Annotated in this window: 19 protein-coding genes; 7 read left to right on the top strand and 12 right to left on the bottom strand. The window is 59.3% G+C overall.

Going from position 1 to position 21484, the window contains the following annotated elements; all coding sequences use genetic code 11:
* Positions 1-27 precede the first annotated feature (27 nt).
* The 4 genes from K328_RS24820 to K328_RS0118380 all read left to right on the top strand — a co-directional run bounded on the left by K328_RS24820 (position 28) and on the right by K328_RS0118380 (position 4481).
* Positions 28-750, top strand: a complete 723-nt coding sequence (locus tag K328_RS24820) for an HAD family hydrolase (protein ID WP_051285117.1) — start codon at positions 28-30, stop codon at positions 748-750.
* 254 nt (positions 751-1004) lie between these two features.
* Positions 1005-2060, top strand: a complete 1056-nt coding sequence (locus K328_RS0118390; protein WP_036554907.1) for a TRAP transporter substrate-binding protein — start codon at positions 1005-1007, stop codon at positions 2058-2060.
* A gap of 150 nt (positions 2061-2210) precedes the next feature.
* Complete coding sequence (locus tag K328_RS0118385) at positions 2211-2825, top strand: TRAP transporter small permease subunit (RefSeq protein ID WP_028467223.1); 615 nt, start codon at positions 2211-2213, stop codon at positions 2823-2825.
* Between the two features lie 51 nt (positions 2826-2876).
* Complete coding sequence (locus K328_RS0118380) at positions 2877-4481, top strand: TRAP transporter large permease (protein WP_051285115.1); 1605 nt, start codon at positions 2877-2879, stop codon at positions 4479-4481.
* Between the two features lie 97 nt (positions 4482-4578).
* Here the strand turns inward: K328_RS0118380 and K328_RS0118375 are convergent, their stop codons facing one another.
* The 9 genes from K328_RS0118375 to K328_RS0118335 form a co-directional block, all read right to left on the bottom strand.
* Positions 4579-5703: a CaiB/BaiF CoA transferase family protein gene (locus tag K328_RS0118375; RefSeq protein ID WP_028467221.1), complete on the bottom strand. Its 1125-nt coding sequence runs from the start codon at positions 5701-5703 to the stop codon at positions 4579-4581.
* A gap of 14 nt (positions 5704-5717) precedes the next feature.
* Positions 5718-6881: an acyl-CoA dehydrogenase family protein gene (locus tag K328_RS0118370; RefSeq protein ID WP_028467220.1), complete on the bottom strand. Its 1164-nt coding sequence runs from the start codon at positions 6879-6881 to the stop codon at positions 5718-5720.
* A 44-nt stretch (positions 6882-6925) separates the two neighbouring features.
* Complete coding sequence (locus tag K328_RS0118365) at positions 6926-7771, bottom strand: class I SAM-dependent methyltransferase (RefSeq protein ID WP_028467219.1); 846 nt, start codon at positions 7769-7771, stop codon at positions 6926-6928.
* A 7-nt stretch (positions 7772-7778) separates the two neighbouring features.
* Positions 7779-8765 (bottom strand): N-acetyl-D-Glu racemase DgcA, encoded by a 987-nt coding sequence (dgcA, locus tag K328_RS0118360; protein ID WP_028467218.1) that lies wholly within the window; start codon positions 8763-8765, stop codon positions 7779-7781.
* 27 nt (positions 8766-8792) lie between these two features.
* Positions 8793-9794 carry an N-acetyltransferase DgcN gene (gene dgcN, locus K328_RS0118355; protein ID WP_028467217.1) on the bottom strand — a complete coding sequence of 334 codons (1002 nt, stop codon included), beginning with the start codon at positions 9792-9794 and terminating at the stop codon, positions 8793-8795.
* A 125-nt stretch (positions 9795-9919) separates the two neighbouring features.
* The gene (locus tag K328_RS24815) at positions 9920-11608 is read right to left on the bottom strand and encodes a tripartite tricarboxylate transporter permease (RefSeq protein ID WP_051285113.1); all 1689 of its coding nucleotides are present in this window, start codon (positions 11606-11608) and stop codon (positions 9920-9922) included.
* A gap of 10 nt (positions 11609-11618) precedes the next feature.
* The gene (locus tag K328_RS0118345; RefSeq protein WP_028467216.1) at positions 11619-12104 is read right to left on the bottom strand and encodes a tripartite tricarboxylate transporter TctB family protein; all 486 of its coding nucleotides are present in this window, start codon (positions 12102-12104) and stop codon (positions 11619-11621) included.
* 82 nt (positions 12105-12186) lie between these two features.
* The gene (locus K328_RS0118340; RefSeq protein WP_028467215.1) at positions 12187-13158 is read right to left on the bottom strand and encodes a Bug family tripartite tricarboxylate transporter substrate binding protein; all 972 of its coding nucleotides are present in this window, start codon (positions 13156-13158) and stop codon (positions 12187-12189) included.
* Positions 13159-13373: 215 nt separating this feature from the next.
* Positions 13374-14363 carry a tripartite tricarboxylate transporter substrate-binding protein gene (locus tag K328_RS0118335; RefSeq protein WP_245577600.1) on the bottom strand — a complete coding sequence of 330 codons (990 nt, stop codon included), beginning with the start codon at positions 14361-14363 and terminating at the stop codon, positions 13374-13376.
* A 171-nt stretch (positions 14364-14534) separates the two neighbouring features.
* Between K328_RS0118335 and K328_RS0118330 the strand changes: the two genes are divergently transcribed.
* Complete coding sequence (locus tag K328_RS0118330; RefSeq protein WP_036554903.1) at positions 14535-15350, top strand: aspartate dehydrogenase; 816 nt, start codon at positions 14535-14537, stop codon at positions 15348-15350.
* A gap of 23 nt (positions 15351-15373) precedes the next feature.
* On the opposite strand, the gene K328_RS0118325 is transcribed toward K328_RS0118330, so the two are convergent.
* Positions 15374-17872, bottom strand: a complete 2499-nt coding sequence (locus tag K328_RS0118325; protein ID WP_084608396.1) for a DUF1217 domain-containing protein — start codon at positions 17870-17872, stop codon at positions 15374-15376.
* A gap of 204 nt (positions 17873-18076) precedes the next feature.
* Between K328_RS0118325 and K328_RS0118320 the strand changes: the two genes are divergently transcribed.
* Positions 18077-19858: a gamma-glutamyltransferase family protein gene (locus tag K328_RS0118320; protein ID WP_028467211.1), complete on the top strand. Its 1782-nt coding sequence runs from the start codon at positions 18077-18079 to the stop codon at positions 19856-19858.
* Here K328_RS0118320 and K328_RS0118315 read toward each other — a convergent pair.
* Positions 19855-20115, bottom strand: coding sequence for a hypothetical protein (locus K328_RS0118315; RefSeq protein ID WP_028467210.1), 261 nt, complete (start codon positions 20113-20115; stop codon positions 19855-19857). The genes K328_RS0118320 and K328_RS0118315 overlap by 4 nt on opposite strands.
* Before the next feature lie 139 nt (positions 20116-20254).
* Between K328_RS0118315 and K328_RS0118310 the strand changes: the two genes are divergently transcribed.
* Positions 20255-20761 carry a flagellar basal body-associated FliL family protein gene (locus K328_RS0118310; RefSeq protein WP_028467209.1) on the top strand — a complete coding sequence of 169 codons (507 nt, stop codon included), beginning with the start codon at positions 20255-20257 and terminating at the stop codon, positions 20759-20761.
* Here the strand turns inward: K328_RS0118310 and K328_RS0118305 are convergent.
* On the bottom strand, positions 20754-21470 hold the full coding sequence (locus K328_RS0118305; RefSeq protein ID WP_028467208.1) for a lysophospholipid acyltransferase family protein: 717 nt from the start codon (positions 21468-21470) through the stop codon (positions 20754-20756). The two genes, K328_RS0118310 and K328_RS0118305, sit on opposite strands and share 8 nt — an antisense overlap.
* Between the last annotated feature and the right edge of the window lie 14 nt (positions 21471-21484).

Genomic DNA, 21484 nt, shown 5'->3' with positions numbered 1-21484 from the left:
TTGCCATTCAGAATCATGGAGCCGCCAATGCCCGGGCCCATCCGCGGAGTGCTGTTCGACAAAGACGGCACGCTGATCGATTTCGAGAGAACCTGGCTCCCCGGGCTGTTGTCTGCCGCGCGCCAGCTTGCCGTAACCCATGATATTGAAACCGACGTCGATAGCCTGACCCGGGCCGCCGGAGGCGATCCTGAAAAGGGTACGATTGCTCCCGGGACCTTGCTCGCACAAGGCACGGCAACCGAAGTCGCCGCGCTATGGTGCCGGCTTGTTCCCGCATTGCCCTCAATCGAGGAGACCGCCGCCTGGCTTGACGCCTACTGGCTCGATCACGCGGCCCGCAATCTAGCTCCTGCCTGCGATCTTCGCGAGTTGTTCCTCACTCTTCGCGCACAGGACATCCGAATCGCGATCGTTACAAATGATGCCGAACGTGGCGCATGGGACATGGTCGACGCGCTGGACCTGAGGGGGCTGGTCGATTTCGTTGCCGGCTACGATAGCGGGCACACTCCTAAACCGGCACCGGATATGCTCGAAGCCTTCCTGCGCACCGGAGGCATGGCGGCGGACGAGACAGTCATGGTTGGCGATAGCCGGGCGGACATGGAAGCCGGGCGTGCCGCAGGGTGCCGTGCCACGATTGGGGTCCTCACGGGCGCCACCCCAGAGCCGCAACTGGCCGCTTTGGCGGACTTTATCATCCCCGATGCGGGGCATCTTCCGAACCTGCTTTTACAGGTGCACTGACCTGAAAAGACAAGAAATTCAAGCATAATAACGTATACACAAACGCATTTCCTCCTGACGGAAAAACCCTGCCCCCCAAGCCCTCTGCGAAATTGAAGGCTTTGACGGCGTGTTAAATCACGGCAATACTTCGCGCACCACGGGACCAAGACGCTTCGGATATCGTCCGGGGATGAAAAAATTTCACTGTGGAATGAAGCTAAAGAGGCTCGGATAACCGGGTCCGAAAGCGGATTGAACAAGGGAGGAAGTTCATGAAATCGGGTTTTCTGAAATCATTCGGCATGCTTGCGATCGCCTCGACGATCGCCATCGGCCTCGGCTCAAATGATGCCGAAGCCAAGAAAGTACGCTGGAAAATGCATGCTGCTTTCGGTCAGAACGTAAAAGTTCTCGGCCAGCCGCCGCACCGCATTTCCAAGGGCATCGACCGTATGTCCGACGGCGACTTCGACATCAAGGTGTTCGAGCCAGGCGCACTTGCCGGCGGTTATGCCTACTACGATCCGGTGAGCCAGGGCGCGATTGACTCCGCCTTCGGAACATCGGGCGCCAACCAGGGAAAAAACTCTGCCTTTGCATTCCTGTCGACCTGGCCGTTCGGCCCGGCCGCGCCGGAATTCGTGGCTTGGTTCAAGTATGGCGGCGGTGTGGAGATCGGCACTGAACTCTACGCTCGCGACAACATCAAGTTCCTGCTCTGCGGCATGATCCCGCCGGAAACCTCCGGCTGGTTCCGCGAGGAGATCAAGAGCCTCGATCAGCTGAAGGGCCTGAAAATGCGCTTCTTCGGTATCGGCGCGAAGGTGATGCAGAAGTTCGGCGTTTCGACCCAGCAGCTTGCGGGCGGCGACATCTATCCGGCTCTGGAGCGTGGCACCATTGACGCCACCGAGTTCTCCATGCCGGCGATCGACCGGTCCTACGGCTTCTATCAGATCGCCAAGTACAACTACTTCCCCGGCTGGCATCAGCAGTCCACGTCCAACGAATTGCTGATCAACATGGACAAGTGGAATGCCCTGTCCGACGGCCAGCAGGCGATGCTTGAGATCTCCTGCGACAAGAACATTACGGACATGATCGCCGACGGCGAAGCGTCCCAGTTCGAAGCGATGATCGCCAACGAGAAAGACGGCGTGAAAAACATGACCTGGCCGGACTCAGTCCTCGACCAGCTGCGTGGCGCCTGGAACGAGGTTCTTGCCGAAGAACTGGCGTCCAACCCGGACGTGAAAGTTCTCTGGGACAGCTTCACCAAGTTCCACACTGGCTACAAAGTCTGGGGTGACCGCGGTTACCTGAAATAAGACAGAACACATGCGGGAGACTCCGGGCGGAGTCTCCCGTCTCTTTCTTTGTGCCCGTGCCGGGCGCAGCGGATACGTCGGCTCACCGCGTCCTGCGAACCAGGCCCAGCCGCTCATTCCGGTCCACTCTAGGAAATCGAGGTTTCAGATATGAAAGCCGCACTGAGTATTGCGAGCGTTCTGGATCGCTTCTCGCGCAAGGCGGGTCAGGCCGGGGCTTGGCTTATACTGCCGCTCGTCTTCGTCATCATGTTCGACGTGGTCACCCGTAAGGTCGACTTCATCAGGCTCTATTTTTCAGATTTCTCCATCGAATACGGTTATTCGGTGTCCACTATCCTGCAGGACTTCGAGTGGCACTTGCACGGCGTCATTCTGCTGTTGACCTTCGGGTTCGGCTATCTCGCCAACGCCCATGTCCGCGTCGATGTGTTCCGTGAGCACATCCCTCCGCGCAAGCAGGCCTGGCTTGAGTTTATCGGCCTGTTCATCATGGCCGTTCCTTTCCTCTTTCTGGTCGGCTGGCAGTCCTGGATCCTCATGGCGATTTCTTATCACCAGGGTGAAGGCTCGGAATCCCTCACTGGCATTCCGTGGCGCTATGTCATCAAGTCTTTCATGATCATCGGCGTGGTTGTGTTGAGCATGGCAGTCGTGGCCACGCTGTGCCGTCTCGCCGCCTATCTGTTCGGGTCCCGAGAAGAGCATGAAGAAGCGCGGGATTCGCTCGAAATCTTCAACTACGAACATCACCGGCCGGAATGAAAAATGAACAACGAAAAACCGGCAATCTCCTGGGGGGCAACGCGGTAACCGATGTTTGAAGCTCTATACGACCACATGTACGAATTCATAGGGGCGTACATGTTTCTCGCCCTGGCGCTGATGCTGTTCACAGGGCTTCCCGTCGCGTTCGCGCTTGGCGGGGTTGCCGTCGGGTTCGGCGCACTGGGAATCTGGCTTGATGTGCTCGATTTCGCGGTCTTTTTCCAGGTCATTCAACGGATCTGGGGCGGCGACGGCGCATCGGGCGCGATCCAGAACCCGATCCTGGTCGCGATACCCTGTTTCGTCTTCATGGGCACCATGCTGGAACGGTCGAGGGTGGCCGAGGATCTGCTGCACATTCTGCAGGTGCTGTTCCGGCGGGTCCCGGGAGCGCTCGCGCTCGCGGTGACGGTCATGGGCACCATCATGGCCGCAACCACAGGCATCATCGGCGCCTCGGTTGTCATGATGACGCTGATGGCGCTGCCGACGATGATCTCGCAGAAATATGACCGATCGCTCGCCACCGGTACGCTCGCGGCCAGTGCCACACTCGGCATTCTCATTCCGCCGTCGATCATGCTGGTTCTGATGGGCAGCCTGCTCGCGGTCTCGGTCGGCAACCTCTTCATCGGCGCGATCTTCCCCGGCCTTGTGCTCTCCGGTCTTTATGTCGCCTACATCGTGACCATGGGCATCATCTCGCCTGAAAAGGCACCGGCAATCGCCGACGACGCGATCCAGATGGAGCCAAGCAACAAGGCGAATATCGCCAAGTTCTTTGGCTTCAGTGTGATCGCAATCGGCTTCTGCTACTTCATGGAGCAGAGCCATCTCGCGGATATCTTCAACTGGGGCCTGATCGGATTTCTGATGGTCTTCGGTATCTCGATGATCATCGGCCGGATGGAAGGCGACAGTTATCTGGGCGGTGTCCTGAAAGGCTTCGTGCCGCCGATTTTCCTGATCACGCTGGTGCTCGGCTCCATCTTTGCCGGCTGGGCAACCCCGACCGAAGCCGCGGGCGTCGGTGCATTCGGCTCATTGATTCTGGCCGTCTCGAACGGGACACTGACCCGGGACGTGCTACGGGATGTCGTTCACCGGACCGGCCTGACCACCTCGATGATCTTCCTGATCTTCGTCGGAGCCACGGCCTTCTCGACGATCTTCCGGAACGTCTATGGCGAAGACCTGATCATCGAGTTCATCGAGTGGCTTCAGCTCGGGCCCTGGCCTCTACTGTTCATGCTGATGTTCGTCGTCTTTATTCTCGGCTTCTTCTTTGACTGGCTGGAGATCACCCTGATCATCCTCCCCGTCTTTGCGCCGGTCATCCAGACAATGGCTCCTGCCTTCGCGCCCCATCTCGGTCTCGAGGTGCCGACCAACAACGCACAGCTCGAATTTGTGCAACAGCAGGTGATCTACTGGTTTGCGATCATCGTGGCCATCAACCTGCAGACATCGTTCCTGACACCCCCCTTCGGCTTCGCACTCTTCTATATGAAGGGCGTCGCCAAGGAGATGGTCTCGATGCAGGAGATCTATAAGGGCATTATCCCCTTCGTCATCCTGCAGCTGATCGGTCTCGCGATTGTGGTTATCTGGCCGGAAATCACGCTCTGGCTACCCAGCGTGTTGCTGGACTAGAGCCAGGCATACATCGAAACAAGAAAACGCCCGGCACAAGCCGGGCGTTTTTGTATCGACGTCAATTCACAGCGCTTTCAGCCCAAGAACCCCGCCTTCAGGTGGCGAATTCAGCCCGGATCGCATCGCTGTGCTGACCGAGTGACGGCACGGGCCCAAAGAACGTATCCGCACCAACGAACTGCGCAGGCGGCGCCACCGTTTCGATAGTGCCGACGGGTGTCTCGAGCGGCACCCGCCGCAAGGCAGGATGCTCCAGCACATCAGCGACGCTGTTGATGGCGCCGAAGGCAATCCCCGCCGCCTTGAGTTTTTCCTTTACCCGATCACGGTTCAGCGGGCCGAAGACTCCGTTGATTGCATCGTTCATCGCCCCGCGATTGGCTACCCGGTCGGTATTCGTGCGGAACCGCTCATCATCCGCGATCTCTTCACTCCCGAGCACAGAGGCGCAAAAGCGGCGCCATTCCCTATCATTCTGCACGGCGATCAGGATCATATCCCCGCCGGCACAGACATAGGCCCCGTAAGGCGCTATGGCCGGATGACTGAGACCGATGCGCTGTTCCTTCAGCACGCCATAGGCCTGATGCAGCAGCCAGGGCGACATCCACTCGGTCATACCGCCGAACAGGGATAGCTTGATCTGGCTGCCCTCGCCGGTCCGCGCACGCAGCAGCAGAGCCTCCAGCACGGCCGTGCGGGCAAACATGCCGCAGGCGATATCGCAGATCGAGACACCGACCCGTCCCATTGCCTCTTTCGAGCCGGTGACCGAGATCAGGCCACTCTCCGCCTGGACCAGAAAGTCGTAGGCCTTCATCTCCGCATAAGGCCCCTCGTCCCCGTATCCGCTGATATCAACCGTAGTCAGCCGCGGGTAGCGTTTGCGGAGGTCGTCGGAGCCAAGCCCGAGCCTGTCCGTCGCGCCTGGCGCCAGGTTCTGCAGGAAGACATCCGCCTTTCCCATGATCCTGTGCAGCAGGGCCAGATCCTCCGGGTTCTTCAGATCCGCAACCAGGCTTTCCTTGCCCCGGTTCAGCCACATGAAAAAGGCGCTCTCGCCCTTTATCTCGTGGTCGTAGCCGCGCGCGAAATCTCCTTCAGCGCGTTCGATCTTGATCACGCGGGCGCCGGCATCGGCAAGGCGGGAGGCGCAATAGGGTGCCGCCACCGCCTGATCGATGGAAAGCACCAGCATGCCGTCGAGTGGCTTTGTCATGACATCTTCCCCGCTCAGTAGGAGCGCGGCAGGCCGAGCACATGCTCGGCGATGAAGGACAGGATCATGTTGGTGGAGATCGGCGCCGTGCGGTACAGCCGGATCTCCCGGAATTTACGCTCGACGTCATATTCCTCGGCGAAACCAAAGCCGCCATGGGTCTGCATGCAGGTATCCACCGCATCCCATGCCGCTTCCGCCGTCAGCAGCTTGGCCATGTTGGACTCGGCCCCGCAGGGCTCACCCGCCTCGAACAGCTTCGCAGCCTTCTCCGCCATCAGGGCGGCCGCTTCGGTTGCCGCAAAGGCTTTCGCGATGGGAAACTGAACTGCCTGATTCTGTCCGATCGGCCGACCGAAGACTTTCCGCTCATTCGCGTAGTTGGTCGCCTTTTCGATGCACCAGCGAGCGTCACCGATGCTCTCGTGCGAAATCAGGATACGTTCCGCGTTCATGCCGTCGAGGATATAGCGGAAACCTTTGCCTTCCTCGCCGATCAGGTTCTCCGCGGGGATTTCCAGATTGTCGAAGAAGACTTCCGTCGTCGCATGGTTGACCATCGCGCGGATCGGGCGGATCTCGAGCCCGTTACCTTTCGCCTCGCGCATATCGACGATGAAGACGGACAGGCCGTCCGTGCGCTTCTTTACCTCTTCCTTCGGCGTGGTCCGGGCGAGCAGCAACATGAGATCAGAGTGCTCGGCGCGCGAGGTCCAGACCTTCTGTCCGTTCACAACATATTTGTCGTTTCCCTTCTTCACCGCGGTGGTGGCAAGGGAAAGCGTATCGGTGCCGCTGGTCGGCTCTGTCACGCCAAAAGCCTGCAGGCGCAACTCACCGCTGGCGATCTTCGGCAGGTACTGCCGCTTCTGCGCCTCGCTGCCGTGCCGAAGCAGGCTGCCCATGATGTACATCTGGGCGTGACAGGCGCCGCCGTTGCAGCCGGATTTATGAATTTCCTCGAGGATCGCGGCGGCGGCACTGATCGAAAGACCGCTGCCGCCATATTCTTCCGGGATCAGAACCGCGAGATACCCGGACTCGGTCAATGCCTGGACGAATTCCGTCGGGTAGGCGCGCTCCCGGTCTTTTTCCCGCCAGTACTCACCCGGAAAATCCGCGCACAATGCCTGAACGGCACGCCTGATCTCGGCGATAACATCGCTGTCCGTACTCATATTTCCTCCCGTTGCGGCTCTTGGCAGCGGCCGCAATCTGGTTTTCAGTCTTCTTTCAGTTTGAAGATAGCAAGCCGGACGGCAATCCGGCCCTCCTTCAAATTGCGATAGATGTGTTTCTGCTTCCGGACGAAGGACTCGCCCATGATGACCGGCGCGCCCGTCGGCGGTTCCGGTTCTCCCTTTTCCGCGCGTAGCTGACGTGCCACGCGCTGATCGTCGAGATAGGTCTCGACCAGGGCTGACTGATCCTCGGATCGTTCAGTTTCTAGCCCGGCGGCATTCGCCAGCGCTTCAATCTCTTCTGCCGAAACCAGATGACTGTGTTCCGGCAGGGTCGCCCAGGGAACGGGCATATGGATCGGCTCTCCCGATCCGGCAACAACGTCATAAAGGCCGAACCGGCCGCCCGGTTTCAGGACCCGGGCGATCTCTCGATAAAGCTCCATCTTGTCAGCGATGTTCATCGCTACATGCAGGGTGAAGATCACGTCAAAACTGTTGTCGGGGAACGGCATGGCAAGCGCGTCGCCCTGCTCGATCCGGATATTTTCCAGCCCGACCAGAGCATTGAGCTGCCGCGCGCCGTCGCAGAACGCCTCTGTCAGATCTATGCCGGTGACATCCGCGCCATAGCGGGTCGCGGCCATGCGTGCCGGTCCGCCCAGACCGCAGCCGACATCCAGCACCTTGTCTCCGGCCTTGATGTCGAGGCTGTCCAGAAACTCCGTCGCCGCCGTCCGGCCACGCAAGTGCATCTGATCGACGGAATGCAGGTCCGCTTCGGTGATGCTGTCCCGGTCGATGCCGGATGCTTCAAGGATTGCGATCAGCCGATCCGCCAGCCCGTCCGAGCTGTAGTGGGACGTGACGTCCGGCAGATCGCCCATCGGAAGGCTAGCCCCAGGTCCCGAATTCGGGAGGCTGAATGATGCTTCCCTGATAGGTCAGTCCCGGCTCCCGGTCTTTCGCCAGCAGCAGCGGCCCGTCGAGATCGACCACGGCGCATCCCTGCGCCACGAGCACGCCCGGCGCCATGGCGAGCGAGGTGCCGACCATGCAGCCGACCATGACCTCGAAGCCCATTTCGAGCGCCTTGTCGCGCAACACCAGCGCTTCGGTCAGACCACCGGTCTTGTCCAGCTTGATGTTGATCATGTCGTATTTGCCGACCAGCGCATCGAGGGTCTTACTGTCGTGACAGCTCTCGTCGGCGCAGACCGGTACGACGCGATCCAGCCCCTTGAGACCTTCATCGTCAGCTGCAGGCAGTGGCTGCTCGATCATGACCACACCGAGTTCGGCGAATTTCGGCGCGTGTTCCTGATACTGCGCCACGGTCCAGCCTTCATTGGCATCGACCACGAGCTTCGCGTTTGGGGCGTTCTTGTGGATCAGGGTAACCCGCTCCAGATCTTTCTCGTCGCCGGTCATCTTCAGCTTCAAAACCGGGCGTGCCGCGTTTTCGGCCGCTTTCGCGCCCATCACTTCCGGATCGTCAACGCCAAGTGTGAAGACGGTCGTGACCGGCTTCGGTTCGGGCAGACCGGCAAGCTCCCAGACCCGCTTGCCGGTCTGTTTCGCCTCAAGATCCCAAAGAGCGCAATCGATGGCATTGCGGGCTGCACCCGGCGCGAGCGCCGCCGCCAGGCCGGCACGGTCCATACCGTTGGCAAGCTCTCCCGCCACGGACTCGATCTGGGCCGCTACGCTATCCAGAGTCTCGCCATAGCGCTTGTAGGGAAAGCATTCTCCCATGCCGGCGACATCGTCGCCGGCAATTTCCACCACAATGACTTCCGACTCTGTCCGGGCGCCCCGGGATATCCGGAAAACACCCTGCAGCGGCCAGCTTTCGCGACGGACGGTAACCGACCTGTACATCGATTGCTCCTCTGAGTTCAGATAGGCCTAGAGCGGCATGTTATCGACGATGGCACCAACACCGTTGCGGATCGGATCCACAGCAGGCAGGCCCGTTTCGTCGCTGGCCTTCTTCAGGAATTCCTCGGCAGCCTTGTCGTCCAGACTGGAGGTATTCACGCAAACGCCAACGAACTGGGCGTCCGGGTTCGTCAGGCGGGCAGCCTGCAGATAGTACGGAATGCACTCGGTCAGGCTCGGAACCGAGTATTCCGGCAGACCGCGCATGTGCGGACGGTTGGCTTCGTGGCAGAGCACGAGCGCATCCGGCTGGGCGCCGTGGATCAGTCCCATGGTGACGCCTGCATAGGAAGCGTGGAACAGAGAGCCCTGACCTTCGACCAGATCCCAGTGATCCGCATCGTTGGCCGGTGCCAGCTCTTCGACCGCACCGGAAATAAAGTCGGCGACGACCGCATCGACCGAGACACCGGAGCCGGCGATGAAGATCCCGGTCTGGCCAGTCGCGCGGAAGGTCGCCTTCACATCGCGGTTGTGCAGTTCCCGCTCGATGGCGAGCGCGGTGAACATCTTGCCGACGGAGCAGTCCGTGCCGACCGGAAGCAGACGCTTGCCGGTGCGCTTCTTGCCGTTCGCGACCGAGAAATTGCCGGTCGGATGGCGCACGTCATAAAGGCCGAGGCCCTTTTCCTTCGCCTTTGCCGCCAGTGACGGAATAGTGCTGATGCGGGTGTGCAGTCCGCTGGCGATCTCCATACCGAGATCGAGCGCTTTTTCCAATTCGACCAACCAGGTATCCGGCATAAACCCACCGCGGTTGGCGACACCGAGGATCACGGTCTTCACGCCGGCCTCGGCGGCTTCCTCGATGGTCATGTCGGGAAGCTTCAGATCTGCCTTACAACCCGGCAGACGGAACTGGCCGACGCACCAGTCCTCGCGCCAGACCTTGACGCCATTGGCGGTCTTGGCTGCGAGCTGATCGGGCGCATCGCCCAGAAACATAAGATAGGGATTGCGGATTTCCACGACGTCACCTTGGCAAAAATGTGGTTGCGCATTGCCCCGGACGGGGCACGAATTCATCTGTGCCCGCGTCCGGGGGAACTTTATCGACCCAGGGCCGTCTCCATGGCGGAGGTGGCGTGCCTTGGTCAGGTCTCCTCAAGATGGACTTCATGATCACCCGTGGGTGCCACTTTCCATCCGGACGCTGCACTTCGCCACAGAAGATAGGCGGAAAGTGCCAGCAACGCTACTCCGATAATCGGCCGCACAAAGCCCTCCATCATGAAGAGCGGAACCGAAACCGCAGCGAGCAGGACCGGGATGTAGGCTAGGGTCCAAGCTTTGGTTGTCCGTGCTTTCTGGTACCAGGGGAAGCCGATGGAGAAGACTGACACAAGCAGGAAAAACAGCGACCACGGCCGGGTCAAGAACAGCATCAGATCGCTGTCGATCGCCAGCGAGCGTGACAGGTTGAGCTCGGCGACATGCCCCAGAACCACACCGAGAATAATCGGTGCCAGCGGGAAGCCGAGCTGCCGCATCACGTAGCCGATGATCCCGAAGAAGAACAGCACCCAGATATCGTAGGTAATGTTGTTCAGGGCAAAGACGCCAATAGCACAATAGGCCAGGATCACGGAGGCCAGTAGATACATCGGAATTCGCGTCACCATCACAAACAGCCGCAGAGTCACCGACTGCATGGCGATCATGATGAAGTGGGCCAGGAAGAACGCGACAAAGATCGCGTAGGCCAGATCCGGATTGTCGGAGATGAAAGTCGGGCTTGGCTGAACATTATGGATCAGCAGGGCTCCGAGCATCACGGCGGTGATGATGTCACCGGGAATGCCGAGCGCCATCATGGTGATCAGGGCTCCGCCGGCCGTCGCATTGTTCGCGCTTTCAGGCGCGATAATGCCATCGGGAGTACCCGTGCCGAACTTCTCCGGTGTCTTCGACGCCTTCTTAGCCTGGTCATAGGCCAGAATATTGGAGATCGAGCCACCGGCGGCGGGAAGTACTCCCGTAAATACGCCAATGACGGACGACCGGAGCAGGTTGGTCCAGCGGGCGAACACCATCCTGATCGCCTTCAGATGCTCAATCCGGATCCGGGCATCGGCGCCCGACGCATCCATCAATGGCTGCCGTGCCTTCACCCGGTCCTGCAAGTCGGACAACAGCTGGCTGAACGCAAAAAGGCCAATCAGAACCGGCAGGAAGGTGAAGCCGGATTCAAGATCATCGATGCCGAAGCTGAAACGCGCCACGCCATTCACTTCGTCCTCGCCTATCGTCGCGATGAAAAGACCCAGCGCACCGGCGATCATGCCCTTGACCAGATTCTCGCCGGAGAGGCTCGCGGTGATGGTCAGAGCAAAGAGCACGAGAGAAAAATAGTCCCAGGGACCGAACTCAAGGCCGATTACGGCCAGACGCGGCGCCAGGGTCACCAGCAGAACGGCGCTGAAGATCCCGCCGAAGAACGAAGACCAGACGCCGAGGCCAAGTGCGAGGCCGGGCTTCCCGTTCCGCGCCATCGGGAATCCGTCAAAAGTCGTGGCAATGGAGGATGGTGTGCCGGGAATACCGGTCAGCATGCCGGACATCAAACCACCGGACAGGCCGCCGACAAAGACACCGATCATCGTCGACAGCCCTTCGACCGGGCTCAGCCCGAAGGTGAAAGGCAGGGTCAGAACGACAGCCATCGCAATGGTGAAACCCGGGATCGCGCCGGCAATCAGGCCCGCGGTGACGCCGATCGTCATCAGTGCCAGGTTCCATGGCGCGAAGACATCGGCGAAAGCATACATAAGTGTTTCGATCATCGCGCTCGTCCTAATTCAGCTGCAAGAGTTCGCCGTCCGGCAGCAGAACGCCGAGACCGAAGGTAAAGATGGACCACATCAGCCCCACCGTTCCAACGGCAACGGCCAGATGAAGCGGCACACGTTTCAGCTCCGGCTCACCCAGAAGCGTCAGAGCGAGAAAGACGAAGCCGATGCCGCCAAGCAGCATGCCGAGATAGGGCAAGGTCACGAGGAAGAGGAAGAACAGGACATAGACGGTAATCGCGTTACGGTACCGACCGAGACCACTGCTCCCGCCGCCGTTCTCCGTTTTGACAACGGATGGCTTGAGCACACTCTGCCCGAGCATTGCGAGACAAAAGACCGTCAACACGCCGAGCACGACCTGGGGCCAGACGCTCGACTGCATTGTCCCGTAATTTGTCTCTTCGATGTCCAGGCTCGCGGAAATCATGACACCGCAAAAGACCAGAAGCAGCAAAGCAATCAACGTATCGCGATTCAAGCGCGCCACCGGCGTTCCTCCACATTCCTTATCGTTAAACGCAAACGGCGGCCCCCGGGGAACGGGAGCCGCCGCGCGTCGGGCTGATTAATCAGTCGCCCTTGTAAAGTCCAACTTCAATCGCGATCCGTTTCCAGTCCGCGAAGGTCTTTTCGAAGTAGCCCGTGTACTCTTTCGGGCCGAGATAGTTCACGGTCGTGCCCTTGGCGGTCATCGCTGCGACCACTTTCGGATCGGCAGCCGCTTTCTTGAAGACTTCGGCGTAGTGATTGATCACGTCCTGGCTGACGCCCTTCGGCAGAACTACACCGCGGTCCGTACCATAGATCAGGTTGTAGCCCTGTTCTTTCAGGGTCATGACATCCGGGATTTCCGAGTTCCGCTCCGGCGTAGTGATACCAAGCGCCTTCAGCTCGTTGGTCTGGATGTACTTCTTTGCCGAGGCAAGGTTGATTTCACCGATATCGATGTTCTTGGCCAGAAGAGCGGTCATCCGCTGACGGGTACCGTCATAGGAAACGTGCTTGAACTTCACGCCCGCAGCATCTTCGAGGAGCAGGAAGATGAAGTGGCTGGTGGAGCCGAGCGTACCGCCCGCGGTCACCGAGCCCGGCGCCTTTTTGGCGGCTGCGACCAGTTCCTTGATGTTGTTGTACGGCACGTCCGGGCTGGCGCCGATGATGGCAGGGGTCCGGGTCAGCAGGGCGACCGGCTCGAACGCATCCCAGGTGAAGTCGACCCGGCCGTTGAAGAAGCTGGTCAGCGCGCTCTGGTGAATGGCGAACAGGGTGCAACCGTCCGGCTTCGCCTTACGGGCTTCCTTGGCACCCTTGTTGCCGCCCTGGCCACCGATATTGACGACCTGCAGCTTCGGCTTTGCGCCGGCTTCGTTCGCCGCTTCGACGAACTGACGGAAGATGACATCGGTGCCACCGCCCGCGCCCCACGGCACGATCAGTTTGGCTGTACGGCAGGACAGATCCGCGGCCTGGACGGCCGACGCGCCGGCAAAAGCAACTGACGCTGTCGCAAGAGCCGCGAAGAGTGCTGTCTTGAGCTTCATTTTATTCTCCCTTAAGGCACACCGACCGGACGGACGGTGCTCGAAACCTTCCAGGCGCACCAGAAGCGCGCCCATCTTGTGGCTGACACCCTATGAATACCCTGCCATCTGTCAACTGTTCACAAACGTTGCCGTGGGCATTCCATTGGAACGTGCATAAAGTAAAATAATTCGCCCAGTGGCCAGGCATATTGATTCAACGAAGTCTTTCGCCCTCAGCTTTTTTGTCCCAGGCGCCCGCCGTTATTCTGGCGTTGAATCATTTCACCCCAATCGGCTGCAAGATTTTCAAGATATCGTGCAAATCCGTCACCGGTGATTAAGGCCGCCTCAGTTCCGTATTCATTGTGCAGGTCCGCCAGAACGCCGCGAGTTTCCATGACCTTCTGCATAATTTCGGTAAGGCTTTTGACGATATCGTTTGGCATATCGCGTGGCCCGAAGAGCCCGTGATCGATCCCGAATGTCAGCCCTCCCGCCTCGGATCCAATCGTGGGTACACCGGCCAGCATGCCCGGCTCAAACGCTCCACTGACCGCGAGCACATGCAACTGCGTCTCTTTGATCCGCGCCGCCGCAGCCTTGAGAGAAACAAATCCCGCCAGACCCGCCGGACCACTCACCAACTCCCGATAGCGCGATATGCCGCTGGGATAGCTGCGGATCCGAAAACGCACACCGAGCGACTCCTCCATCCTCAGAAACAGTAATTGTTCAAGCGGGTCCTCAACGAGGGCGAAAGTAACGCTCTCAGGCTTCTCGCGAAGTTGGGCAACAATGCCGGAAAAACTTGGCGGCTCCGGTTTCTCACCCTTCGGAGCGGCGGGAGGCGGCCCTCCGGCCGACAATACGATTGCCATCGGCGTCCGCGTCAACAGGGCTATCGGCTTGAATTCGCGCCAATCGGTCTTGCCTTTACCCAGAACCTCGAATGCGACCTGAATCTGGGTATCGAGCATCAGAGTACAGCCGTTAGGCGCCGCATCCTCGATCAACTGGCGGGCAATATCCCGGGGCCGGTTGCGGACCCGGAAGGCGGAGCCCCCAAGCTTCGTTGCCGCATCCGCAACGGCGCGGCCAACCAGATCGCCGGCAGAGCCGACCGCTGACGGTACGATTATGGAAACCGTAATACAGGAAAGCTCTTGTGTCCGGACTTCGTTTGGACGCGTGAGCAGCGCCAAGACGGCCAAGACCACAAGCATCAGGAATTGAAACGGTCTCATTGTGCTCCCATTCGACTGGCGCCCCACTATACCCGGCCCGGTATCGCCGTCCAGCGGCAGCAGATTGCCGCCGCCGTTTGACCCGTCGGGATTTTCCGCTACAGAAGGGTGACGAACTCATCGCGCAATCCAGGAACGAAGGAAACAGAAATGGCTGAAAACATGAAAGTCGGCATCGGCGGACTGGGTGCAATCGGCCTGACACTGGCCCGCGCAATCACCGACGGCCGCCTGCCCGGCCTCGAACTCGGCGCCGTTTCTGCCCGCAATGTAGAAAAGGCCCAGGAAAATCTGGCGTCCATCGGCGCCAGCGCACCTGTCGTATCACTGGAAGCCCTGGCCGATACCTGCGATGTCGTCGTCGAGAGCGCTCCGGCTTCGGTATTCCCAATAGTCGCGGAAGCAGCGATCTCCAAGGGACGGATCTTCGTGCCGGTCAGCATAGGAGCCCTGCTCAACCACATGGAGCTTGTTGAGAAAGCGAACGAGACCGGCGCCCGGCTCATTCTGCCAACAGGCGCCCTGATCGGGCTGGACGCTGTACGCGCCGCTGCGGAGGGTACTATCGAATCCGTGACGCTGGAGACCCGCAAGCCGCCGCGCGGGCTCGGCGGCGCCCCTTATCTCGTCGAGAATGACATCTCTGTCGAAGGATTGACCGAGGCAAAGAAAGTTTTCGAGGGAAATGCCAGGGCCGCCGCCAAGGGCTTCCCGGCCAATGTCAATGTCGCGGCAGCGCTCAGCCTAGCCGGCATTGGCCCGGACCGGACCAGCGTGGAAATCTGGGCTGATCCGTCCGTCACCCGCAACACCCACACGATCAGGGTCGAGGCGGACAGCGCGCGCTTCACCATGACGATCGAGAATATTCCGACGGAAGAAAACCCGAAGACGGGCAAGATCACGGCACTCAGCGTTATTGCGACCCTGCGTCGCCTGAACGCGCCGCTGACAGCAGGAACTTAATCTCCGTCAACTGACCTGGCGGTCTAGCTGAGCAGATTGAGCAGACCGCCACCGCCGCTGATATCTTGGAACAGGCCGACCAGAGATGCGTTCTTGGGCTGCGCAGTGGTGCTGCCGCCGATCGCTTCGAGGTCTTTCTTTATCAAATACTGCTCGATGAACTTGATCGCATAGTTCGTGTTCTCAAGCGGCTTCAGAAAATCGAGGGACTCCGCCGACCCGCTCGTATTGGTAAGCGAAGATTTTTTCTCGCCCAGAATCGAATTCTGGATGTTCAGCGTGAACTTCTCGGCGTTAATCCGGCTGAGGGTCGAGCCCACAGAAAACAGGGCGTCGTTAAGAATACTCTCGCGCGATGCCGCCACCCCGCCGCTGACAGCGACATACTGGAGTGAACTCAGGGCGTTCTTGAAATCTTCCTTGAAGCCACCTTGCGCGTCGACAGTGATTGTCGTGCTCAGCGTTCCAAGAGCGATTTTAAGATCACGGCCGAATTCCTTGAGCAGGTTGTCCCCGCTCTCACCGGCACGCTCAATGATCCCGTCAAGGTCACCACTGATCTGCCGAATTTCAGCATCGATAGACCCCAGCGGATCCGCGACATTCGCCGCAAAGGCAAAGACTTTTCGATCCGTGACAAGATTGTCTTTCAACTCGGAAAGGGAATCCGTCACCGTCGTATCGATATCGCTCAGAATACCATTCGCATTTGCAGCGCTAAGAGTAGTGGGAAGCGCTCCGAGAATCACGGTATCCAGAGAACCGCCACGCGCATCGATACTCTTCCCGGAGGCTGCATCGGCTTCGTAGCTGATCGTGCCGCCGGTCAACAGATTGTCGAACGTAAACGTGTTCGTTCCGTCGGTCGCCGTCCCTGCATCGTTGATCAGGGATGCCAGCTCTTCGAGTTTCCCACCATAAGCTGTATTCAATTCGTCAATATCGGCATCATCGGCTTGGGCATCAAATGCCAGCGTCCGAATCTCAGAGATCACTGCCGCTGCTTTCGAAAGGCGCGTGAGCCCATCATCTACTGCCGAGATTCCTTGGGACAGCGCCTGCGTGTTCAGGGAGTAACCGAAATTCACACTGCTCACGCTGCCAGCAAAACTGGATGCATTGACACCGTTATAAACTTGCGCAGATTTGAAATCAGTTTCCACAGCCTCAAAATCAACCTTGGCCGCCGCAATATCCGCAGACAAAGACCCGAGATTGATTGCCTGAAAAGCCGCGTTGCTATTATCCAGATTCGTCAGAAAACTGGAAAGATCAAGCGAGCTGGTCACAACCCCTGTGCCATCCGACTTCACCACCGTCGTCGTCTTGGCCGACGGCAGGGCATCGATACCGCTCCCCCCATCACCTGACGGCAAGAACAAATTCTCGGTCGTACCGGCAGTACTGTCGCTGTAATTCGAACCTTTGATAAAGCCGTCCGCACTGGTGATTTCGGTCACCAGCCGATCAAACTCGCTCTTCAGGGCGTCAAGTTCTTCCTGCGTCTCGACCCCGGCCGCTTCTTTGAATATCGCATTGATCCGGGTCAGGTTCGGGTCGGTATTAATCAGCGCTTTTTCGGCTGCCGCGATCAATCCCTGCTGGCGGATCAGCTCCGGTATGGCGGCTTCCTGAACAGGAATTTCGTCCGCAAGAACCCCGGCCGGATCAGTAATATTATCGATGTCCTGCAAGTGAATGCGAAGATCTTCGAGCTGATCCTGCAAGGTCGACAACTCAAGGCTGGCGTTCGTGACAGCGGCAAGCCCTTTTTTGACGGAGCTCAGGTCGTCATTGACCAGATCGAGCTCGGTCTTGGAGGCATTCTCCTCGTCCCGATCCAATGTATTCAGTCTGTCAAAATCGAGTTTCGCATCGATCAAGGATTGCTGCTTCAGCACGGATTGATTAGCGATCTGCGCCGGCAAACCGAGGGCCGTCGTCACAATATTCCGCAGGGGCAAATCACCAAGAATTTCGAGCGCGCTATCAATTTCATTGATGCGCCGCAGGAAAAACACGGCCTCGCGCGCCGCCGGGTTCTCGAACCCGATCGAAACTTCGAACGCATTGGTGAGGTAATCGTCAATGACCTGGGTCTGCGCTTCAGCAGATTTCAGCTTGTTGAAGCCTTCGTTCTTGACGTTCAGAAACTTCGCCAGCTCGCCGTAACGTGAATCTGCCAGTCGGTTAGCATAGGAATTCACATCGTCCGGATCGCTGTTGATGATCGCCTTCAGCTTGCCCGGATTGTTGAGTTCCGCTTCCAGGCCAAAGGCTGTCAGGACGAATTCGAGGGTCTTCCGGTCTTTCAGAAAATCTTCGAGCGAGCTGATCTCGTTCGCGCTCGACTGGAAGTTCTTGATGTTTTTCTGAACAGCAGCGCTTTCGTAAAAATCACGACGCGCGCCTTCCGGATCCCGTTTGTACTTTGCAAACGCGGCAACACCTGAGGTCGTCCCGCCACTACCGGCGTTGAAGGACCCACCCAAAATGCTCAATGCGGCGGCTGCGTTAGTCATCGAACCCTCTGCTTCTGCTTGCTTTGTGCAGATATATTAACAAAAATTAATATGCACAAAACGGGCCATCTCTTCTGAGATCCCGGAACATATAGCATTTTTTCCTGAAAACTACAATGCAAGATAGAGTCTGGCGCAATTGCACCCGCGGGCATCCCCGGACTATAGTTGCAGCCCATTCCAACCGACCCTCGCGGATCAGTCATGTTTACCACCAGACCCGAAATTCGCGGCACCTTTGGTGTCGTTGCCTCTACGCACTGGCTGGCCTCCTCGGCCGGCATGGCGATCCTTGAGCGCGGCGGTAATGCGTTCGACGCGGCGGTTGCCGCAGGGTTCGTGCTGCAGATCGTCGAGCCACACCTGAACGGCCCGGGCGGCGATCTGCCGCTGATCATGCACAGCGCAAAAGAAAACCGGACGCAGGTGATCTGTGGCCAGGGACCGGCGCCAAAAGCCGCGACGATCCCGGCAATCCGCGATCTTGGCCTCGATCTGATCCCAGGCAGCGGCCTGCTTGCCGCCGTGACACCCGGCGCCTTCGACACCTGGATGCTGATGTTGCGCGACCATGGCACCATGGGCCTCGGCGATGTCTTGGAATATGCCATCGGCTATGCCCGCAACGGCTACCCCGTGGTCTCGAAAATCACCGACACGGTCGAGACAGTGCGCGGGCTTTTCGAAACCGAATGGACGACCTCTGCTGCGATCTATCTGAAAGACGGCAAGGCGCCAAATCCGGGCACGCTGTTCTCCAACCCGAAGCTGGCCGATACCTACGAGCGGATCGTGCGCGAAGCGGAAACAGGCGGCGGCAGCCGCGAGGCCCAGATCGACCGGGCACGGGATATCTGGTATCGCGGCTGGATCGCGGAAACCATCGACCGGTTCTGCCAGGATGCCTACATGGACGCGACCGGACGGCGCCATAAAGCGCTGCTGACCGGAGACGATCTCGCAGACTGGTCGGCTACGTATGAAGATCCGCTGACCTACGACTATGGCCGGTTCACCGTCGCGAAGTGCGGCGCCTGGAGCCAGGGCCCAGTGATGCTGCAGCAACTCTCACTGCTGAAAGCCATGGGCATCGCCGACATGGACCCGACCGGACCGGATTTTGTCCACGCGGTGACCGAAACCTCAAAGCTCTCTTACGCTGACCGCGAAGCTTACTACGGCGATCCGAACTTCGTTGACGTGCCGATGGAAACGCTGCTCAGCGACGCCTATGCGGAAAGCCGCCGGGCTCTTCTGGGGAAAGATGCCTCCGACGCCTTCATTGCCGGCACCATCAAGGGTTACAGCAACAACATCTCCCACTCACTGCTGCCGCATGCGCAGGATATTTCCGGCGCCGGCATGGGCGTTGGTGAGCCGACCGTCGGCAAGATGGGAGAGGCCCGGGGCGACACGGTCCATATCGACATTGTCGACAAGGACGGCAACATGGTCTCGGCCACGCCGAGCGGCGGCTGGCTGCAAAGCTCGCCGATCATTCCGGAACTCGGCTTCTGCCTTGGTAACCGGGCGCAGATGTTCTGGCTCGAGGAAGGCTCGCCTTCCACACTGGCGCCGGGCAAACGCCCACGCACCACGCTGTCGCCCTCCTTCGCGCTGCGTGACGGCGAGGCCTACATGCCGTTCGGCACGCCGGGCGGAGACCAGCAGGACCAGTGGTCTCTGCTGCTGTTCCTGCATCATGCGGACCATGGCATGAACCTGCAGGAATCCATCGATTGCCCGGCTTTCCACAATGAGCATTTCCCGAGCTCGTTCTGGCCGCGCGGCCGGGTCAACAAACGCCTGGTGCTCGAGGACCGGTTCCCTGCGGAGACTTATGCCGAACTGCGCCGCCGGGGACACGATCTGGAGGTCGGCGACCCCTGGTCCGAAGGCCGCCTGACAGCGGCCGCCAAGGATGGCGACATGTTGCGGGCCGCCGCCAATCCGCGCGGCATGCAGGGCTACGCTGTCGGCCGCTAGAGCGGCCGGCCGCGCGCCGCGCGTTCCATCAGGCCTGTCGTAAGATATTCCCGGAGATAAAGCGCGAGATCGTCATTGAGCGATATCGCGCGCTCCCGTCCGTCCTCGAACCGGAAGGTAATGACGAACCGGTCATCGACAAGATCGATCACGAATGATGCAACCTTCGGAACATCGCCCGCTGACTCCTGAGTCAGCCGCTCGTGGGGCTGTTTCGCGAAAAAATCCAGCCACTCGCGCGCTTCCTTATCCTGCATTATCCCCCCACTCCCTCGGCCCGCAACAGTATCATAGGATCGAAACTCCAGAGGATTGCAGCGGAAATACTGTTCATTCAAATAGGATAGCTGCTAGTCCATAAGCAATAACGGTCCCGGCCAGAATGGAGCGAGCCCCGTGAAGAAACTCATCATATTCGTCACCCTGCCGCTGATGCTCATCGTCGGTGCCGGAATGGGGGCTGTGATGTTCGGGCTGATTCCGGGGTTCGACCCGCTCGGAACCCAGAAGAAAAACGACATGGCGAACGCGAGCAGCGAGCCGAAAGAAGAGCCCTTTCTGAATGAAGCGCCGCCGACATTCGCAGCTTCTCCCCCGGACGCCGTTAATTTTCAGCTTGAAGAATTCGTTATCAATTTGCAGACCGAACGGCATTATCCGGTCTTCATGCTGCTCAGCATCGCGTTGGAGCTGAAAGACCCGGCGGCCCAGATCCGGGTGACCGCGCTTGAACCACGCCTTCGGGACAAGGTGATCATCTTCGCCAGCAGCCTGACCGAGCAAGAACTGAACGGGTTCGAGGGTATCAACAGGATCCGGGACGGACTCTGGGTTCGTCTCCGCGAGATCATCCCCAAGGAGGATCTGCTTAACGTCCAGATCCTGAAGATGACGATCAAGTAGCGGCCGCGCTTTCCAGCTTGCCGGTCTCGGTTTCGATGACCTCTTCGAGCCGGGCCATGAAGCTCTTCCGGTCAAGCCCCGGCGGGATCGGCTCCAGCACATGAACGTCGATCACGCCCGGATATTTCATGAAGCTCACGCGGGCCCAGAACTGACCGGAATTGAGGGCAATAGGCACCACCGGAACATTCAGCGCACGGTAAAGCGCGTAGACACCCGGATGATAGGCCTGCTCCGTTCCCGGTGCGACGCGGGTGCCCTGCGGGAAGATCACCACCGGCCGGCCTTCGGCAACCCGCTCCTCCGCCGCCTTGACCATCAGCTTCAGCGCACCGGCACCGGCTGACCGGTCGATCGGGACCATGCCGACGCGTCGGAGATACCAGCCGATCACCGGCAGTTTCAGCAGTTCCTGCTTCAGCACGATGGCAGGGTCCCGGCAGAACAGCTGCAGCGCGATCGTCTCCCAGGCGGACTGGTGCTTGCAGGCGATCAATACCGGGCCATCCGGCATCCGTTCCGCACCAGTCAGGCGCCAGCGCAATCCCACCACTAGGCCGAGCAGTGCAATGACACTTCTGGACCAGGCATCCCTGACGGCGCAAACCCAGCTTCGCGGTCCGAGACAGGCCGGCAAAAGCAACAGGCCGACAATTGGCGTGAGCGTGTAGAAAAGAGCGTTAAAGAGCGATGCCCGGAAGGCTTTCATTTTGGAGTCCCTTG

Origin of the sequence: Nisaea denitrificans DSM 18348 (assembly GCF_000426505.1) — a bacterium.
In the GTDB taxonomy this organism is placed as follows: domain Bacteria; phylum Pseudomonadota; class Alphaproteobacteria; order Thalassobaculales; family Thalassobaculaceae; genus Nisaea; species Nisaea denitrificans.
Note: the sequence above shows the minus strand (reverse complement) of the source record. Positions and strands in the feature narration are given on the sequence as shown.

Coding starts and splice junctions, on each gene's coding strand:
- K328_RS0118365 (WP_028467219.1), bottom strand. CDS start 7,771: ATGGGCGATCTGCCGGACGTCACGTCCCACTACAGCTCGGACGGGCTG.
- K328_RS0118380 (WP_051285115.1), top strand. CDS start 2,877: ATGTTTGAAGCTCTATACGACCACATGTACGAATTCATAGGGGCGTAC.
- K328_RS0118315 (WP_028467210.1), bottom strand. CDS start 20,115: ATGCAGGATAAGGAAGCGCGCGAGTGGCTGGATTTTTTCGCGAAACAG.
- K328_RS0118390 (WP_036554907.1), top strand. CDS start 1,005: ATGAAATCGGGTTTTCTGAAATCATTCGGCATGCTTGCGATCGCCTCG.
- K328_RS0118385 (WP_028467223.1), top strand. CDS start 2,211: ATGAAAGCCGCACTGAGTATTGCGAGCGTTCTGGATCGCTTCTCGCGC.
- dgcA (WP_028467218.1), bottom strand. CDS start 8,765: ATGTACAGGTCGGTTACCGTCCGTCGCGAAAGCTGGCCGCTGCAGGGT.
- K328_RS0118335 (WP_245577600.1), bottom strand. CDS start 14,363: ATGCTTGTGGTCTTGGCCGTCTTGGCGCTGCTCACGCGTCCAAACGAA.
- K328_RS24815 (WP_051285113.1), bottom strand. CDS start 11,608: ATGATCGAAACACTTATGTATGCTTTCGCCGATGTCTTCGCGCCATGG.
- K328_RS24820 (WP_051285117.1), top strand. CDS start 28: ATGCCCGGGCCCATCCGCGGAGTGCTGTTCGACAAAGACGGCACGCTG.
- K328_RS0118340 (WP_028467215.1), bottom strand. CDS start 13,158: ATGAAGCTCAAGACAGCACTCTTCGCGGCTCTTGCGACAGCGTCAGTT.
- K328_RS0118325 (WP_084608396.1), bottom strand. CDS start 17,872: ATGACTAACGCAGCCGCCGCATTGAGCATTTTGGGTGGGTCCTTCAAC.
- K328_RS0118320 (WP_028467211.1), top strand. CDS start 18,077: ATGTTTACCACCAGACCCGAAATTCGCGGCACCTTTGGTGTCGTTGCC.
- K328_RS0118330 (WP_036554903.1), top strand. CDS start 14,535: ATGGCTGAAAACATGAAAGTCGGCATCGGCGGACTGGGTGCAATCGGC.
- K328_RS0118370 (WP_028467220.1), bottom strand. CDS start 6,881: ATGAGTACGGACAGCGATGTTATCGCCGAGATCAGGCGTGCCGTTCAG.
- K328_RS0118375 (WP_028467221.1), bottom strand. CDS start 5,703: ATGACAAAGCCACTCGACGGCATGCTGGTGCTTTCCATCGATCAGGCG.
- K328_RS0118305 (WP_028467208.1), bottom strand. CDS start 21,470: ATGAAAGCCTTCCGGGCATCGCTCTTTAACGCTCTTTTCTACACGCTC.